Source organism: Vibrio sp. 10N.222.55.B11, assembly GCF_041473705.1.
Lineage (GTDB): Bacteria > Pseudomonadota > Gammaproteobacteria > Enterobacterales > Vibrionaceae > Vibrio > Vibrio crassostreae_C.
This window is the reverse complement of sequence record NZ_JBFRST010000107.1, coordinates 1-17768: the sequence shown is the minus strand read 5'-3', so window position 1 is coordinate 17768 and position 17768 is coordinate 1. Positions and strand designations below refer to the sequence as shown.

The following is a 17768-nucleotide window of genomic DNA, read 5'->3' as shown; positions in this document are numbered from 1 at the left end:
TTAACTGATCGGCATTACTCCCTAGGGAGCCTTTGTTTTTATTCGTACCTTGGTGCAATTGCGAATTATAGCGCAACACCAATGTTACTGACTGGGTCTTCACGCAGTTCGTGGCGTAGGTCTTTGATCAGCTCTAAGTCACGCTCCGTCGTTTCACGTAGAGGTCGGAAAATGGCCCACTGAACGTCCCACTCTTCACACACCGCTTCGTTTTCTTTCTGGTTTTCGTTCGTCACTTCTTCAGCGCCTTGAGCAAACTCAAGCTCAGCAACCGTCTTCACCGATTGTTGACTCACTTTAATTACCGCTTCCAACATATGTTCACGGTCAAGCAGACCATGAATTAGCGTTGCTAGGCCTTGGCATGCGTCCATTGCTGGGTAAACACCATAAAAATCAAAATCATCACCGCTAGGGAATAGCTCTTCAACCTTCTCAAGTTGACGCTCAAAGTTCACCTTTGCTGTTTTAACCGTCAGGATTTCCCAAATGCTATCCAAAACATCACGATAGATTCGAGCTTCCGCAAATTCTGTATTCTCACAAAACATGGCATAGTTAGGGTACATACGCTCACATAGACACGCCATAAAGGTAATTTGTTGCCAAGGTTCTAACTTTTCAAGACGAACCTGCAGTGGATTCTGAAGCATAGTCACTCAATAATTGCAGAAAAAGACAGCGAAAGTGTACTTGATAAACCCTGGGGGGAAAAGGTAAGCCGATGAACAATTTTACGAATAAGCTCTATATTCTTACTGAGCATGACGATACCTATACGCAACTGATTCTAAACCAGGATTTACCCGACCTAGAAATCACTCAAAACCCCAAATCAGCACAGATTGTCTTGGCGTCACCACCTCTAATCGCAGAGCGCCTCGGCGAGTTTAAAGAGCTAGACTGGGTACAGAGTACCTATGCCGGAATCAATAAACTCACTCAGCCAGATCTGCGTCAGGACTATACGCTAACCAACGTCAAAGGCATCTTTGGTCCGGCTATCGCAGAATACGTATTGGGTTACACAATCAGTCACTGTAGACACTTCCCTCATTACCACCAGCATCAACAACAACGAAACTGGCAGCCACAGCTTTATACTAGCCTAACTGACAAAACTATGGTGATTTTAGGAACAGGTTCAATCGGCAGTCATTTGGCAAAAACCGCGGCGGCTTTTGGTATTCATACCATAGGTGTCAACCGTACGGGTATCCCATCCAAACAAGAAACCTTTAAAGAGACTTTCCACATCAATGAGATAGAGGCTGCCCTTAAGCAGGCCGATATTGTGGTCAACACCTTGCCATCAACCGCTGAAACCTATCAGCTGTTGAACCAAACCACGTTAGGTTACTGCTCTAATGTGTTGCTGTTTAATGTCGGTCGAGGGGAAAGTATCGACAATAAAGCCTTGTTGCTCGCCATAAAAAACAGATGGGTAGAACACGCATTTTTAGATGTGTTTGAAAGTGAACCCCTCTCTCAGGAACATCCTTTCTGGAAACTACCGCAAGTCACCATCACTCCACACATCGCTGCACTCAGTGAGCCAAGACAAGTAGTCGAGATCTTCGCAGAGAATTACAAACAGTGGCGAGATGGCTTTACACTTAATCATGTCATCGATTTTGATAAAGGTTACTGATGTCCTCTTCGTTACTTAAAGAGATTCGACAATGCCGAGCTTGTGAGCCTCACCTATCACACGGTGCCAACCCGGTGATTCAAGCGCATCCAAACGCGCGCTTGCTGATCATAGGTCAAGCGCCGGGTATCAAGGTGCATGAGTCGTCCATCCCTTGGAATGACGCCAGTGGCGAACGATTAAGAGGATGGTTAGGGATAGATAGCGATACTTTTTACGACGAGCAAAAAGTCGCGATTGTGCCTATGGGGTTTTGTTATCCGGGGAAAGGGAAAAGTGGTGATCTCCCACCACGCAAAGAGTGCGCGGAGCTTTGGCACAACAAAGTGCTGCAATCTCTACCCAATGTTCAAATGACACTGCTGATTGGCCAGTACGCACAAAACCACCAGCACATTGACCGAAACCGTGCGTGATTGGCAAAGGTGGGCGCCTGAGTTTTTGCCATTACCCCACCCTTCGCCACGCAATAATATCTGGCTCAAGAAGAACCCTTGGTTTGAAAATGAAGTCATTCCTTATATCAGGAAACACATATCAGAGCATTTGGCCTACCATGATCCAAATGCCTGATTAACTGCACACAATAAGATTAAACCGCCATCAAATGCCAATTTCAGACAATAAAAAAGCGCTGTTGGTTTCCCAACAGCGCTTTCAATAATCTTACTCAGAATTACTTGTGGTAAGGCTTAGACAATTCGTGAACAGCGTCAACGAATACACCAGCATTCTCTGGCGGTACATCTAAGTGGATACCGTGGCCTAGGTTAAATACATGACCTGTACCACCGTCACCGAAGCCTTCAAGGATGCTGCCCACTTCTTCGCGAATACGTTCAGGTTGAGCGTAAAGCATTGAAGGATCCATGTTACCTTGCAGAGCAACTTTGTCGCCGATGCGAGCTTTTGCATCTGCGATGTTGATAGTCCAGTCTAGACCAACCGCATCACAACCTGTTGCTGCGATAGACTCAAGCCACATGCCACCGTTCTTAGTGAACAGAGTAACCGGTACTCGACGACCTTCGTTTTCACGGATTAGGCCATCAACGATTTTGTGCATGTATTGCAGTGAGAATAGGTTGTAGTCACGAGGAGTCAGTACACCACCCCATGTATCAAATACCATTACCGATTGAGCACCCGCTTTAATTTGCGCGTTCAGGTATTCGATAACACTGTCAGCCAGCTTATCTAGAAGCAGGTGCAGCGTTTGTGGTTCTGCGTACATCATCTTCTTGATCTTAGTGAATGCTTTAGAGCTTCCACCTTCAACCATGTATGTCGCTAGAGTCCATGGGCTACCAGAGAAACCAATCAGTGGCACTTCGCCTTTCAGGTCTTTACGGATCTGACGAACGGCATTCATTACGTATTGAAGCTCACCTTCTGGATCTGGTAGGCCAATCTTCTCTACGTCAGCTTTACACGTGATAGGACGCTCAAACTTAGGACCTTCACCTGTTTCAAAGTACAAACCTAAGCCCATTGCATCAGGGATAGTTAGGATGTCTGAGAACAAGATTGCCGCATCAAGCGGGAAACGACGTAAAGGTTGAAGTGTTACTTCTGATGCCAGTTCAGCGTTTTTGCACAAAGACATGAAATCGCCCGCTTCAGCGCGCGTTGCTTTGTACTCAGGAAGATAGCGGCCAGCTTGGCGCATCATCCATACCGGTGTGTAATCAACAGGCTGTTTTAAAAGTGCGCGTAAATAGCGATCGTTTTTTAATTCGGTCATTCCGTTAAATTCCAATTCAATCTTGTCTAGTTTTGATGGCAAGTATTCTAACACTGATTGAAGGGTAAAAGCTGTGTGCTTTGCAACCTAGATCAAGTTATTAACTTTTAAATCAATGCTTAATTTGCACCCAATTACGGGAGCATGTTAAAAATTTGTTCGCTAGCGAAAATTACAATTATAACATCTGAGTAGTCACTACTCAGCATCTCATAACAACATCTTACTTACCCCCTCCACTTGTGGAGGGTTTTTTTTAGCTTTTGAACACCCATAGGCCAAATACTATCACAGGCAAATTAGTGCTCTAGTATCTGCTCAGTCACACCATCTTTCATCACGTCATCAACGGTTTTCTCAATCAACTGTCTCGCAATGGTTCCAACAGGAGCAACATCAGGCAGGCTTGTTACGTCAACCCATTGAGCATCCGATAGCTCGCTGTAGTCAGGCTTGAGCGTACCACCAGCATAATCTGCGAGAAAGCCCATCATCATACTCGATGGAAACGCCCATGGCTGGCTGCCAAAATAACGAATATTATCGACATCGATACCCGTTTCTTCTTTGACTTCTCTTGCCACACACTGCTCTAAGGTCTCTCCGACCTCTAGGAAGCCCGCTATCACGGTATACATACCTGTCTTATGTCTTGGGTGCTGCGCAAGCAATATCTTGTTGTCGTTTCGTACAGCGACAATGATGCACGGGAAGATACGAGGATAATGAAGTGTGCGGCAATCTCCACACTGCATCGCCACCTGGTTATGGTTGAGATGATTTCGACCACCACACTGAGGGCAAAAACGCATACTTTGAGTCATATGCCCATATTGGATGGCTTTGCTTGCAGTCAAGAAACTCACTTCAGGCCAGTGCAGTAACTCTCTTAGGCTGACCATGCTCAGCTCATTCTCCACATCACAATCGTTGAGCCAATACACCTTGCGACCTTGATGCTGACCAATACAGATTGCATGCTCCACACTCAGCCCAAGCTCTTCAGCAGAGCCAAACGGAAACTGATCATTATTAACCCAAATATCACTACCAGAAACGACGCACCAATAAGCTTGCTCTGTCATTTTGTTATCACTTTTTTTTAACATCCCTATGCCTCATTGCTTGCAGTTCGTTCATTTTACTGGCAATCTAATTTCATACTAGAGTTGTAGCAGAGAATATTTCAAGCTATTACTTTTAGTAGCTACCAATAAAACGGACCCTGCTTAGGCAATTACTTGATCACAAGGTTGTGATCAGATCATGAGGACATGGTCATGCTAAATAAATTCAAACAAATACAAGAACAATGGGGTGGCTCTAATGAGGTCATCGATCATTGGCTCGAAACTCGACAGTCTCTAATCGTTGAGTATTGTAAGCTAGGTGCCTTGCAGCCAGCTAGCAACGGGCAATCAAACGTTGTTGAACTCCCTTCCCCTAAAGAAATAAGCTCATTCTGTGATCATGTTGTCGATTATATCTCAGAGGGTCATTTTAAGATCTACGATATGGTCATGAAAAAATGGCAAGCAACAGGCTTTAAAACCAATGACGAGATTGATACAACTTACGCGAAGATCGTACTTACAACCGAGCCGCTTCTAGAATTCAATGATAAGTACGTTAAAGTAAATGCAGACGATGAGTTGCCTAACTTCGAAGGAGATATGTCCAAAGTAGGTGAACTACTCGAACTACGTTTTGAAGTAGAAGATAATCTTATCCAGCTTATTGCAGACAGTTTAGCGATTCCACCAGGCGCTTAGTTAGCCGAATCCTTAATAAGCTTGCCTCTGTGCAAGCTTTTTGTTTTGTCTGTAAGGTTATCCAAACTACCCAGAACCTTTCAGACAGAGCTTACTCGCTCGCCCTGACCTTTAGCCATAAGCATATGGTTACAGCCCTAATCAGCCTAGACATCTCTACCCTTTATCTTACTGGCCTCAAAGAGCACTCTTCAGGACATAAATCCAACCTCACCAGCTAGATAAGCACACCTATCACTTTATAAGTCATAGCTAAATACCAATACGCCAGATACAAAAAAGGCACCCGAAGGTGCCTTTTTCTTATCTCTTAGAGACTACTCGTAGAGCTTACTCTTCTGAAGAGAAACCAGCGTTTAGAAGTGCTGCTAGATTGTCAGTAGCTTGTTCAGCTGAAGGACCTTCTTGCTCTTCTTCACGTTGTTTTTGACGCTCTTGGTGGTATGCGAAACCAGTACCAGCTGGGATCAGACGACCAACAATTACGTTCTCTTTCAGACCGCGAAGGTCATCACGCTTACCAGAAACCGCAGCTTCTGTTAGTACGCGAGTCGTTTCTTGGAACGATGCAGCTGAGATGAATGACTCAGTTGCAAGAGATGCTTTAGTAATACCTAGTAGATCACGTTCGAAACGTACTAGTTCTTTACCTTCAGCTTCTAGCTTACGGTTAGCAATCTTAACATTGTGGTACTCAACTTGTTCGCCAGGTAGGAACGGAGAGTCACCAGAATGAGTGATTGTACACTTACGTAGCATTTGACGAACGATAGTCTCGATGTGCTTATCGTTAATCTTTACGCCTTGTAAGCGGTAAACTTCTTGAACTTCGTTCGCGATGTACTGAGTTACTGCGTGGATACCACGTAGACGCAGGATATCGTGTGGAGTTTCAGGACCGTCGGCGATTACATCACCACGTTCAATCTTCTCACCTTCGAACACGTTCAATTGACGATGCTTAGGAATCATCTCTTCGTAAGCGTCACCGCCTTCACGAGTGATTACTAGACGACGCTTACCTTTCGTTTCTTTACCGAAAGACACAGTACCTGTGTGCTCAGCAAGGATCGCAGGCTCTTTAGGCTTACGAGCTTCGAATAGGTCAGCTACGCGTGGTAGACCACCGGTGATATCTTTGTTTCCGCTCGATTTTTGAGGGATACGAGATAGTGTGTCACCAATGCCAACTTCAGCGCCATCTTCGATGTTTACAATCGCTTTGCCAGGTAGGAAGTAGTGAGCTGGCATCTCTGTACCAGGGATCATTACGTCGTTACCTTGCTCATCAACAAGTTTGATAGCTGGACGCATATCTTTACCTGCTGCTGGGCGAGCTGCTGCGTCTGTAACTTCACTTGAAGAAAGGCCCGTTAGATCGTCAGTTTGACGAGAAACTGTAATACCATCGATCATATCTACGAATTGGATACGACCTGCCACTTCAGTGATGATTGGCATGGTATGCGCTTCCCAGTTAGCTACAACTTCACCAGCAGTAACTGCTGCGTTGTCGCCTTTGGTTAGCATCGAACCGTAAGGAAGTTTGTGCTTCTCTTTAGTACGGCCGAATTCATCAATAATCGTCATCTCAGATGCACGAGAAGTGATAACCAGTTTCTTATCTTTGTTAACTACGAACTTAGCATTGTGAAGTTTCACAGTACCAGTTGTCTTAGCTTGGATGCTGTTCTCTGCTGCTGCAGTAGATGCCGCACCACCGATGTGGAACGTACGCATCGTTAGCTGTGTACCCGGTTCACCGATAGATTGTGCAGCGATAACACCAACTGCTTCACCTTGGTTCACTAGGTGACCACGTGCTAGGTCACGACCGTAACACTGTGCACAACAACCGAAGTCTGCATCACAGGTAACAACAGAGCGCACTTTCATGCTATCTACTGAGTTGTCTTCCATGATTTGACACCACTTCTCATCAATCAGAGTATTACGTGGAATCAGTACATCTTCAGTACCAGGCTTAAGAACGTCTTCAGCTACTACACGACCTAGAGCAAGCTCAGAAAGTGCAACTTTAACGTCACCACCTTCGATGTGAGGCATCATGTCAATACCTTCATGCGTGCCACAGTCATGTTCGTGTACTACAACGTCTTGAGCAACGTCTACTAGACGACGAGTTAGGTAACCTGAGTTTGCTGTTTTCAGTGCTGTATCCGCAAGCCCCTTACGAGCACCGTGCGTTGAGATAAAGTACTGAAGGACGTTTAGACCTTCTTTAAAGTTCGCTGTGATCGGCGTTTCGATGATTGAACCATCTGGACGCGCCATCAGACCACGCATACCTGCTAGCTGACGAATCTGAGCTGCAGAACCACGTGCGCCCGAGTCGGCCATCATGTAGATGCTGTTGAACGATTCTTGCTGTTCTTCTTCGCCGTCACGGTTGATAACTGTTTCAGAAGATAGGTTATCCATCATTGCTTTCGCAACGCGGTCATTCGTAGATGCCCAGATATCGATAACTTTGTTGTAACGCTCACCCGCAGTAACAAGACCAGATTGGAATTGCTCTTGGATTTCGCGAACTTCTTCTTCAGCAGATTCAATTTCATCGTATTTCGCTTGAGGTACAACCATATCGTCGATACCTACAGAAACACCAGAAAGTGCAGCGTATGCAAAACCTGCGTACATGATTTGGTCAGCAAATACTACTGTATCTTTTAGACCAAGCTTACGGTAACACTCGTTAAGAAGAGTAGAGATCTGCTTCTTACCTAACTTTTGGTTAACGATGCTGTACGGTAGGCCAGCTGGAACGATTTGCCATAGCATTGCACGGCCGACAGTTGTATCAACCATCTTCGTTTCAGTAGTGCTGTTACCATCTTCGTCTACTACAGTCTCGGTGATACGTACTTTAACGCGAGCGTGTAGCTCAGCAGTCTTAGTACGGTATGCCTTTTCAGCCTCAGCAGGGCCAGCAAGGTACATACCTTCGCCTTTCACGTTGATCTTGTCACGTGTCATGTAGTAAAGACCCAATACAACGTCCTGAGAAGGTACGATGATCGGATCACCTGACGCTGGCGACAGAATGTTATTCGTCGACATCATCAGTGTACGTGCTTCAAGCTGTGCTTCTAGAGTTAGAGGCACGTGTACCGCCATTTGGTCACCATCGAAGTCGGCGTTGTATGCCGCACACACTAGTGGGTGAAGCTGAATCGCTTTACCTTCGATTAGTACTGGTTCAAACGCTTGGATACCTAGACGGTGAAGTGTAGGTGCACGGTTAAGCAGTACTGGGTGTTCGCGGATTACTTCGTCCAGGATATCCCAAACGATAGCTTCTTCGCGCTCTACCATCTTCTTAGCAGCTTTGATTGTCGTAGCCATGCCACGAGTTTCTAGCTTGCTGTAGATGAACGGCTTAAATAGCTCAAGTGCCATCTTCTTAGGAAGACCACACTGATGTAGACGAAGGTATGGACCTACTGTGATTACAGAACGGCCAGAGTAGTCTACACGTTTACCTAGAAGGTTCTGACGGAAACGACCTTGTTTACCCTTGATCATATCAGCAAGAGATTTCAGAGGACGCTTGTTAGAACCAGTGATAGCACGACCACGACGACCGTTATCTAGAAGTGCATCAACAGACTCTTGCAGCATACGCTTTTCGTTACGTACGATGATGTCCGGAGCAGCTAGCTCTAGAAGGCGCTTCAAACGGTTGTTACGGTTGATCACACGACGGTAAAGGTCGTTCAGATCTGAAGTCGCAAAACGACCGCCATCTAGTGGTACTAGAGGACGTAGATCTGGCGGCAGAACCGGAAGTACAGTCAGAATCATCCATTGCGGATCGTTACCCGATGCAATGAACGCTTCAACTAGCTTCAGGCGCTTAGTAACTTTTTTACGCTTAGTTTCTGAGTTAGTCGTTTCTAACTCTTCGCGCATTTCTTCCACTTCTTGATGAAGGTCCATTGTTGCAAGCAGATCTTTGATCGCTTCAGCACCCATCTTAGCAGTAAATTCGTCACCCCACTCTTCTAGACGATCCAGATACTCTTCTTCAGTAAGCATCTGAGATTTTTCTAGATCAGTCATACCTGGTTCAGTTACTACGTACATCTCGAAGTAAAGAACACGTTCGATATCACGTAGAGGGATATCCATTAGTAGACCGATACGAGACGGCAGTGATTTTAGGAACCAGATGTGAGCAACTGGTGAAGCTAGCTCGATGTGGCCCATGCGGTCACGACGAACTTTAGTTTGTGTAACTTCAACGCCACACTTCTCACAGATAACACCACGGTGCTTCAGGCGCTTGTATTTGCCACAAAGACATTCGTAGTCTTTAACTGGACCAAAAATACGTGCACAGAACAGACCATCACGTTCAGGTTTGAACGTACGATAGTTAATTGTTTCCGGCTTTTTAACTTCACCAAAAGACCATGAACGGATCATGTCTGGTGAAGATAGACCGATTTTGATTGCATCAAATTCTTCGGTCTTATGCTGTGCTTTTAGAAAGTTTAATAAGTCTTTCACATTCAGCTCCTGTAAGGAGTTAAAGGAGCTCACTGCTGTAGCAAGCTCCCTTTTACCAAATAATCCTATCTTCTTTTAAAAAGAAGGAGGGATTACTCTTCGTCTTCTAGCTCGATGTTGATACCTAGCGAGCGAATCTCTTTCAACAGTACGTTGAACGACTCAGGCATACCAGGTTCCATGCTATGGTTACCGTCTACGATGTTCTTATACATCTTAGTACGGCCGTTAACGTCATCTGACTTAACTGTTAGCATTTCTTGTAGAGTATATGCAGCACCGTATGCTTCTAGTGCCCATACTTCCATCTCACCGAAACGCTGACCACCGAACTGAGCTTTACCACCAAGTGGTTGCTGAGTTACTAGGCTGTAAGAACCAGTTGAACGAGCATGCATCTTGTCATCAACCAAGTGGTTCAGTTTCAGCATGTACATGTAACCAACAGTTACAGGACGCTCAAACGAATCACCAGTACGACCATCAAACAGTTTAAGCTGACCAGATTCTGGCAGATCACCCAGTTTAAGTAGTTCTTTGATTAGAGACTCAGAAGCACCGTCGAACACAGGAGTAGCAATCGGTAGACCGCCACGTAGGTTCTTGATCAGTGTACGAACTTGATCATCAGACAGTTCAGCAATATCAACTTTCTGACGAGTATCACCAAGATCGTAAACCTTCTGTAGGAACTCACGGAACTTATGCAGTTCTTGTTGTTCCTTAACCATTTGGTTGATCTTGTCACCGATACCTTTCGCAGCCAAACCTAAGTGAACTTCTAGGATCTGACCGATGTTCATACGCGATGGTACACCCAGCGGGTTAAGTACGATGTCTACAGGCTGACCTTTCTCATCGTATGGCATGTCTTCAACAGGGTTAATCTTAGAGATTACACCTTTGTTACCGTGACGACCGGCCATCTTATCACCAGGCTGGATACGACGTTTAACCGCTAGGTAAACTTTAACAATCTTAAGAACGCCAGGCGCTAGATCATCACCTTGAGTGATTTTACGACGCTTAGTTTCAAACTTCTTATCGAAGTCTGCTTTTAGCTCATCCCACTGCTCAGCAAGTTGCTCAAGCTGTGTTTGTAGCGCATCGTCTTCTAGAACTTGCTCTAGCCATTGCTTACGACCGATAGTATCAAGCTTAGCTTCAGAGTAACCACCAGACAGAAGTACAGCTTTAACACGGTTAAGAAGGCCACCCTCAAGAATTTGGAACTCTTCAGTTAGGTCTTTCTTAGCTTCTTTAAGCTGCATCTGTTCGATTTCAAGTGCACGCTTGTCTTTCTCTACGCCATCGCGAGTGAAGACTTGTACATCGATGATAGTACCCGAAACAGAGTTTGGTACACGTAGAGAAGTATCTTTAACATCAGATGCTTTCTCACCGAAGATAGCACGTAGTAGCTTCTCTTCAGGAGTCAGTTGAGTTTCACCTTTAGGGGTTACTTTACCAACTAGGATGTCGCCACCCTTAACTTCAGCACCAATGTAAACGATACCTGACTCGTCTAGTTTAGACAGAGCAGACTCACCTACGTTTGGAATATCAGCTGTGATCTCTTCAGAACCCAGCTTAGTATCACGAGCCACACAAGATAGTTCTTGGATGTGGATTGTCGTGAAACGGTCTTCTTGAACTACGCGCTCAGATACTAAGATCGAGTCTTCGAAGTTGTAACCGTTCCAAGGCATGAATGCGATACGCATGTTTTGGCCAAGAGCTAGTTCACCAAGGTCTGTTGAAGGACCATCAGCAAGAACATCGCCGCGTGCAACTGGTTCACCAGGAAGTACAGTTGGACGTTGGTTAATACATGTGTTTTGGTTCGAACGCGTGTACTTAGTTAGGTTGTAGATATCGATACCAGCTTCGCCAGGTACCAATTCATCTTCGTTAACCTTAACTACGATACGAGAAGCGTCTACAGACTGAACTTGACCACCACGTTTAGCAACCGCTGTAACACCAGAGTCAACTGCGATGTTACGTTCGATACCTGTACCTACTAGAGGCTTATCAGCCTTAAGTGTTGGTACAGCTTGACGTTGCATGTTGGCACCCATCAATGCACGGTTCGCATCATCGTGTTCTAGGAACGGGATAAGCGAAGCAGCGATAGATACTACTTGGTTTGTCGCAACGTCCATGTAGTCAACGTGATCGCGTGGGTGAAGACCAGATTCACCTTTTTGACGAGCTGTGATTAGCTCATCTGCAAACGTACCTTCTTCAGTAAGAATGGTGTTTGCTTGCGCGATTACGAATTGACCTTCCTGGATTGCAGACAGGTAATCAACTTCTTCTGTTACTACACCATCTACTACACGACGGTACGGAGTTTCTAGGAAACCGTAATCGTTACAACGTGCAAACGCAGATAGTGAGTTAATTAGACCGATGTTTGGACCTTCAGGCGTTTCGATCGGACATAGACGACCGTAGTGAGTTACGTGAACGTCACGTACTTCGAAGCCTGCGCGCTCACGAGTAAGACCACCAGGACCTAAAGCAGAGATACGACGTTTGTGCGTAACTTCTGACAATGGGTTGTTTTGGTCCATGAACTGTGAAAGCTGTGAAGAGCCAAAGAATTCTTTAACTGCAGCAGAGATCGGCTTAGCGTTGATAAGATCTTGAGGCATGATTGCATCAAGGTCACCAAGGCTTAGGCGCTCTTTAACGGCACGTTCTACACGAACTAGACCAACACGGAATTGGTTTTCTGCCATTTCACCTACAGAACGGATACGACGGTTGCCAAGGTGGTCGATATCGTCCACTTCACCAATACCGTTACGGATACCAATCAGTTTCTTCATCACTTCGATGATGTCTGATTCATCCAGAGTACCGCGCTCTTCTTCTTCTTCACGCTCGATAGAGCTGTTGAACTTCATACGGCCTACAGTTGATAGGTCGTAACGTTCTTCAGAGAAGAATAGGCTTTCGAATAGAGACTCTGCAGCTTCTTTCGTTGGTGGCTCGCCAGGACGCATCATGCGGTAGATTTCTACCAATGCAGAGATGCGATCTACTGTGCTATCTGCACGTAGAGTGTCTGACATGAATGGACCGTGATCTAGGTCATTCGTGAACAGAGTTTGTAGAGACTTGTGACCTGCTTGAGACAGGTTAGCAAGTGCTTCTAGGCTAATCTCTTGGTTCGCGCCAACGATGATCTCGCCAGTTGCTTCATTGATGTAATCTTTAGATGCAACTTTACCAACGATGTACTCTACTGGTACTTCGATGTGCTCAACGCCATCTTTTTCAAGTTGACGGATATGACGAGCAGTAACACGACGACCAGTCTCAACGTAAGTTTTTCCGTTTGCTTCGATGTCGAATGACGCAGTTTCACCACGTAGACGATCAGGAACCAACTCCATAAGAAGAGTTTGGTCTTTAACTTCGAAGTTCACCTTGTCGAAGAACAGATCTAGGATCTCTTCAGTCGATTTACCAAGTGCACGAAGAATAATCGATGCTGGTAGCTTACGACGACGGTCGATACGTACGAATAAGTTATCCTTAGGATCGAACTCAAAGTCTAACCATGAGCCACGGTAAGGAATTACACGTGCGTTATAAAGAACTTTACCTGATGAGTGGGTCTTACCCTTATCACTGTCGAAGAACACGCCTGGGCTTCGGTGCAGCTGGGATACGATAACCCTCTCGGTACCATTAATTACGAAAGTACCATTGTCTGTCATAAGCGGAATTTCGCCCATGTAGACTTCTTGTTCTTTAATGTCTTTTACAGTACCTGCTGGTGCATCTCGATCAAAGATAACTAGACGTAGTTTTACGCGTAGTGGCTTTGAGTAAGTAACACCGCGGATTTGACATTCTTTAACGTCAAAAACTGGCTCACCAAGACGGTAGCTAACGTATTGCAGCTCAGAATTGCCGTTGTAGCTCTGAATTGGAAATACAGAACGGAAAGCAGCTTCAAGACCGTATTGACCTTCTGGATCCTGTTCGATGAATTTGTCGAAAGAATCAAGCTGGATCGATAACAGGTATGGAATGTCCAAAACTTGTGGACGAGTACCAAAATCCTTACGGATGCGCTTTTTCTCGGTATAAGAGTAAACCATGGGGTTCCTCAGCTCGCTGATAAGTGACCCAAACCACCCAAAACACTCTTCAGAGGGGGTGGTGACAAACAGCTGTTTAGTGGTAGTGAACAATCATTTCGAAAAAATGACTGTTTTTTTGCTCGGATTATGACGGTTAAACAGCGGAAATTTCGTCATAGCCCTACAGCGCAAAAAGGCCGGTGGTTAATAAACCACCAGCCATTAGCCTTGCGGCTATGAAATTAAGTAATAATTACTTGATTTCAACAGAAGCGCCAGCTTCTTCTAGCTGTGCTTTAAGAGCTTCAGCTTCAGCTTTGTCAACGCCTTCTTTAAGCGCTGCAGGAGCTGAGTCTACAAGACCTTTAGCTTCTTTAAGACCTAGGCCAGTTGCGCCACGTACAGCTTTGATAACTTGTACTTTGTTAGCGCCAGCAGCAGTTAGGATTACGTCGAATTCAGTTTGCTCAGCAGCAGCGTCGCCGCCAGCTGCGCCACCAGCTACAACTGCAGCTGCAGCTGAAACGCCGAATTTCTCTTCCATAGCTTCGATAAGCTCAACAACTTGCATTACAGACATTTCTGCAACTGCGTCTAGGATTTGCTCGTTAGTAATAGACATAACAATTCTCTTTTAAGTCAACAATAAGTTTAATTTGCAACCAGTGAAAAGCAAGGCTTAAGCCGCTGCTTCTTCTTTTTGGTCACGTAGTGCAGCGATAGTACGAACCAGCTTGCCAGCAGAAGCTTCTTTCATGCACATCATTAGGCGTGCGATAGCTTCGTCGTAAGTTGGTAGTGTCGCTAGTACTTCAGCATCAGTAACTGCGCCTTCAAATGCAGCAGCTTTGATCTCGAAATCTTTGTTCTCTTTAGCGAAGTCTTTGAAAAGACGCGCTGCAGCACCTGGGTGCTCGTTAGAGAACGCGATCAGAGTTGGACCAGTGAAAGTGTCTACTAGACACTCGTAGTCTGTACCCTGAACCGCACGGCGTGCTAGTGTGTTACGAACAACTTTCATGTAAACACCCGCTTCGCGAGCTTGTTTACGTAGAGAAGTCATTGCGCCAACTTCAACGCCACGAGAATCAGCTACAACTGCAGAAAGTGCACCACTGGCAGCTTCGTTGACTTCAGCAACAATTGCTTTTTTGTCTTGAAGATTTAAAGCCATTTGGATTAACCTCTGGTTGTGATTACAGCACTCAATACAAAATGTAATGAGCGTTTACGATGTTATTTAAAAATGAATAAATTCATTTCAAACCACAACATCGCCTACGTAGGTTTTATTAAGCTATCAATAATCTAATGAAAATCGACAGCGCCTACGGTCTTGGGATAGATGATTTCAAATTGCTTTAAAACCACCCAACCACAAATATTAGGCGCAGAAGTATACACTAAATCTGCGCCTAAGCAAATTAGTTTGCTTGAGTGTCAAGACTAGCTTGATCAACAGCAACACCAGCACCCATCGTAGTAGAGATGCTTACTTTCTTCAGGTAAGAACCCTTAGCTGAAGAAGGCTTAGCTTTCTTAAGAGCAACTAGAAGAGCTTCTAGGTTCTCTTGAAGCTGGCTAGCTTCGAAAGATGCTTTACCGATAGTAGTGTGGATGATGCCGTTCTTGTCGTTACGGTAACGAACCTGACCAGCTTTAGCGTTCTTAACCGCTTCAGCAACGTTAGGAGTTACAGTACCAACTTTAGGGTTTGGCATAAGGCCGCGTGGACCTAGGATTGTACCTAGTTGACCAACAACACGCATTGCATCTGGAGAAGCAACAACTACGTCGAAGTTCATTTCGCCTTTTTTCACTTGCTCAGCAAGATCTTCCATACCAACGATATCTGCGCCAGCAGCTTTAGCAGCTTCTGCGTTTGCACCTTGAGTGAAAACAGCAACGCGGATGTCACGGCCAGTACCGTGAGGTAGCACTGTTGCGCCACGAACGTTTTGGTCAGATTTACGAGCATCGATGCCTAGGTTAACAGCAACATCTACAGACTCAACGAATTTAGCAGTCGCTAGTTCTTTAAGAAGAGCAACAGCTTCGCTGATTTCGTATTCTTTAGTTGAGTCAACTTTGTCGCGGATTACGCGCATACGCTTAGTAAGTTTAGCCATGATCTTATCCCTCTACCACTAGGCCCATTGAACGAGCAGTACCAGCAATAGAACGTTTCATTGCTTCGATGTCAGCACCAGTCATATCAGCAGCTTTAGTTTCTGCGATTTCCTGAACTTGAGCGTCAGTAACAGTACCAACTTTCTCAGTGTTTGGACGACCTGAACCAGACTTAACGCCAGCAGCTTTCTTAAGAAGAACAGCAGCAGGTGGAGTCTTAGTTACGAACGTGAAAGAACGGTCGTTGTAAACAGTAATAACTACTGGAGTAGGTAGACCTTTCTCAACAGATTCTGTTTTTGCGTTGAACGCTTTACAGAATTCCATGATGTTCACGCCGTGTTGACCTAGAGCAGGACCAACCGGTGGACTTGGGTTTGCCATACCAGCTGCAACTTGCAGTTTGATATAAGCTTCAACTTTCTTAGCCATGATATTTCCTAATATTTTGGGTACATGCGCTAGCCGCAAGGCGAGCTCCCCATAAATTCAATTAACTCTTTTTCACTTCTACAGAAGCAAAAAGGCGCGAAATTATAATCATAATTCGCGCCTTTAACAACCCTAAAAAGGTGATTTTTTATACTCTTTTATTTTGAACAACTTATGAAGTATTTATCCACAGCTTGTTCAAAACTTAGAGTTTTAGTCCAGTTTTTCAACCTGACCAAATTCAAGCTCAACCGGTGTTGCACGACCAAAGATCGATACAGATACCTTAATGCGGCTTTTCTCGTAATCTACTTCTTCAACAGTACCGTTGAAGTCAGCAAATGGACCATCGTTCACACGAACCACTTCACCCGCTTCGAACATTGTCTTAGGACGTGGAGACTCGCTCGCTTTCTCTAGACGGTTCAAGATAGCATCAGCTTCTTTATCAGTGATTGGTGCAGGACGATCAGAGGTACCACCAATGAAGCCCATAACACGCGGAATGCTGCGTACTAAGTGCCATGATTCATCATTCATGATCATTTGAACTAATACGTAGCCAGGGAAGAATTTACGTTCACTTTTACGGCGTTGGCCTGCACGCATTTCCACTACTTCTTCAGTAGGTACTAGCACATCGCCAAATAGTTCTTCCATGTTGTGCATTTTAATATGCTCGCGTAGCGACTGTGCAACACGACCTTCAAAGCCAGAAAAGGCTTGAACTACATACCAACGTTTTTTTGGAGCTTCACTCATGAATCAGAACCCTCTACACCCCAGTTGCTAGAGAAACTAGACGGACCATAATGCCGTCAATTCCCCAAAGCACTAGAGACATAACAATACATACAGCTAAAACGATCAATGTAGTTTGCATAGTTTCTTGGCGAGTAGGCCAAACAACTTTACGAATCTCCATACGAGATTCTTTTGCAAAATCGATCGCAGCTTTACCTTTAGTTGTTGTTGCTGCAACGCCTAGTGCGGCAGCAATCAGCACAACTACACCTGCAGCGCGAATTACAACAGACAATTCACCATACAGGTAATTACCCACAACAGCAGCAGCCAACAGAACAAAAGCGACAATCCACTTCATTGTATCTGCTGCACCTGAGCTATCAGGAGTTTCAGCGTTTGCTTTCATAAAACCAACCTGTGATAAGTCTTAAATATAGACGACAATAACCCCGCTGTTGCAGGGCACATTCCTTTGCGTTGCAAAACAACACATCTAACAGTCATTTTAGTCAAAAAGACCGTTTAATTCTTTGCTAAGAGCAAAAATCGATGTCAAAACATCCAACTCTTTTTTTAGCGCAGAAAAAGGGCATCAAATGATGCCCTTTTTACTAGTGGTTCGTCAAATCTTATGCAAAGATTTTAGCTACAACACC

At 45.0% G+C, this 17768-nt stretch carries 13 protein-coding genes and 1 pseudogene; 3 read left to right on the top strand and 11 right to left on the bottom strand.

Annotation, left to right across the window (positions count from 1 at the left end):
* Positions 1–65: 65 nt before the first annotated feature.
* Entirely contained in the window at positions 66–653 is a 588-nt protein-coding gene (locus tag AB4503_RS25005) for a YjaG family protein (protein WP_017062699.1), read from the bottom strand.
* 71 nt (positions 654–724) lie between these two features.
* On the opposite strand from AB4503_RS25005, the gene AB4503_RS25000 reads away from it, so the two are divergent.
* The gene (locus AB4503_RS25000) at positions 725–1651 is read left to right on the top strand and encodes a D-2-hydroxyacid dehydrogenase (protein ID WP_017063654.1); all 927 of its coding nucleotides are present in this window, start codon (positions 725–727) and stop codon (positions 1649–1651) included.
* Positions 1651–2224: pseudogene (locus tag AB4503_RS24995) on the top strand (uracil-DNA glycosylase family protein). The gene AB4503_RS25000 and the pseudogene AB4503_RS24995 overlap by 1 nt, the downstream one beginning before the upstream one ends.
* Before the next feature lie 103 nt (positions 2225–2327).
* Here the strand turns inward: AB4503_RS24995 and hemE are convergent.
* Both hemE and nudC read right to left on the bottom strand, forming a co-directional pair.
* Positions 2328–3395 carry a uroporphyrinogen decarboxylase gene (hemE, locus tag AB4503_RS24990; protein ID WP_017060530.1) on the bottom strand — a complete coding sequence of 356 codons (1068 nt, stop codon included), beginning with the start codon at positions 3393–3395 and terminating at the stop codon, positions 2328–2330.
* A gap of 299 nt (positions 3396–3694) precedes the next feature.
* Positions 3695–4504 carry an NAD(+) diphosphatase gene (nudC, locus tag AB4503_RS24985; protein WP_372115876.1) on the bottom strand — a complete coding sequence of 270 codons (810 nt, stop codon included), beginning with the start codon at positions 4502–4504 and terminating at the stop codon, positions 3695–3697.
* A gap of 165 nt (positions 4505–4669) precedes the next feature.
* Between nudC and AB4503_RS24980 the strand changes: the two genes are divergently transcribed.
* A complete protein-coding gene (locus AB4503_RS24980) occupies positions 4670–5167 on the top strand; it encodes an Rsd/AlgQ family anti-sigma factor (protein WP_032546263.1) in 498 nt (165 codons plus the stop codon).
* A 330-nt stretch (positions 5168–5497) separates the two neighbouring features.
* Here the strand turns inward: AB4503_RS24980 and rpoC are convergent, their stop codons facing one another.
* The 8 genes from rpoC to secE form a co-directional block, all read right to left on the bottom strand.
* The gene (gene rpoC, locus AB4503_RS24975; RefSeq protein WP_017068865.1) at positions 5498–9700 is read right to left on the bottom strand and encodes a DNA-directed RNA polymerase subunit beta'; all 4203 of its coding nucleotides are present in this window, start codon (positions 9698–9700) and stop codon (positions 5498–5500) included.
* A gap of 92 nt (positions 9701–9792) precedes the next feature.
* Positions 9793–13821 carry a DNA-directed RNA polymerase subunit beta gene (gene rpoB / locus AB4503_RS24970; protein ID WP_017065638.1) on the bottom strand — a complete coding sequence of 1343 codons (4029 nt, stop codon included), beginning with the start codon at positions 13819–13821 and terminating at the stop codon, positions 9793–9795.
* Positions 13822–14056: 235 nt separating this feature from the next.
* On the bottom strand, positions 14057–14425 hold the full coding sequence (gene rplL, locus AB4503_RS24965; RefSeq protein WP_017060525.1) for a 50S ribosomal protein L7/L12: 369 nt from the start codon (positions 14423–14425) through the stop codon (positions 14057–14059).
* A 57-nt stretch (positions 14426–14482) separates the two neighbouring features.
* The gene (gene rplJ / locus AB4503_RS24960) at positions 14483–14977 is read right to left on the bottom strand and encodes a 50S ribosomal protein L10 (RefSeq protein WP_017060524.1); all 495 of its coding nucleotides are present in this window, start codon (positions 14975–14977) and stop codon (positions 14483–14485) included.
* Positions 14978–15227: 250 nt separating this feature from the next.
* On the bottom strand, positions 15228–15932 hold the full coding sequence (gene rplA / locus AB4503_RS24955) for a 50S ribosomal protein L1 (RefSeq protein ID WP_017060523.1): 705 nt from the start codon (positions 15930–15932) through the stop codon (positions 15228–15230).
* A 4-nt stretch (positions 15933–15936) separates the two neighbouring features.
* A complete protein-coding gene (rplK, locus tag AB4503_RS24950; RefSeq protein WP_010435555.1) occupies positions 15937–16365 on the bottom strand; it encodes a 50S ribosomal protein L11 in 429 nt (142 codons plus the stop codon).
* Between the two features lie 213 nt (positions 16366–16578).
* Positions 16579–17127: a transcription termination/antitermination protein NusG gene (nusG, locus tag AB4503_RS24945; RefSeq protein ID WP_010435556.1), complete on the bottom strand. Its 549-nt coding sequence runs from the start codon at positions 17125–17127 to the stop codon at positions 16579–16581.
* A 13-nt stretch (positions 17128–17140) separates the two neighbouring features.
* Positions 17141–17518: a preprotein translocase subunit SecE gene (gene secE, locus AB4503_RS24940; RefSeq protein ID WP_010435558.1), complete on the bottom strand. Its 378-nt coding sequence runs from the start codon at positions 17516–17518 to the stop codon at positions 17141–17143.
* Positions 17519–17768 lie beyond the last annotated feature (250 nt).

Excerpts from the sequence above, each read along its gene's own strand:
- AB4503_RS25005 (WP_017062699.1), bottom strand. The coding sequence starts at position 653 with ATGCTTCAGAATCCACTGCAGGTTCGTCTTGAAAAGTTAGAACCTTGG.
- AB4503_RS25000 (WP_017063654.1), top strand. The coding sequence starts at position 725 with ATGAACAATTTTACGAATAAGCTCTATATTCTTACTGAGCATGACGAT.
- hemE (WP_017060530.1), bottom strand. The coding sequence starts at position 3,395 with ATGACCGAATTAAAAAACGATCGCTATTTACGCGCACTTTTAAAACAG.
- nudC (WP_372115876.1), bottom strand. The coding sequence starts at position 4,504 with ATGTTAAAAAAAAGTGATAACAAAATGACAGAGCAAGCTTATTGGTGC.
- AB4503_RS24980 (WP_032546263.1), top strand. The coding sequence starts at position 4,670 with ATGGTCATGCTAAATAAATTCAAACAAATACAAGAACAATGGGGTGGC.
- rpoB (WP_017065638.1), bottom strand. The coding sequence starts at position 13,821 with ATGGTTTACTCTTATACCGAGAAAAAGCGCATCCGTAAGGATTTTGGT.
- rplL (WP_017060525.1), bottom strand. The coding sequence starts at position 14,425 with ATGTCTATTACTAACGAGCAAATCCTAGACGCAGTTGCAGAAATGTCT.
- rplJ (WP_017060524.1), bottom strand. The coding sequence starts at position 14,977 with ATGGCTTTAAATCTTCAAGACAAAAAAGCAATTGTTGCTGAAGTCAAC.
- rplA (WP_017060523.1), bottom strand. The coding sequence starts at position 15,932 with ATGGCTAAACTTACTAAGCGTATGCGCGTAATCCGCGACAAAGTTGAC.
- rplK (WP_010435555.1), bottom strand. The coding sequence starts at position 16,365 with ATGGCTAAGAAAGTTGAAGCTTATATCAAACTGCAAGTTGCAGCTGGT.
- nusG (WP_010435556.1), bottom strand. The coding sequence starts at position 17,127 with ATGAGTGAAGCTCCAAAAAAACGTTGGTATGTAGTTCAAGCCTTTTCT.
- secE (WP_010435558.1), bottom strand. The coding sequence starts at position 17,518 with ATGAAAGCAAACGCTGAAACTCCTGATAGCTCAGGTGCAGCAGATACA.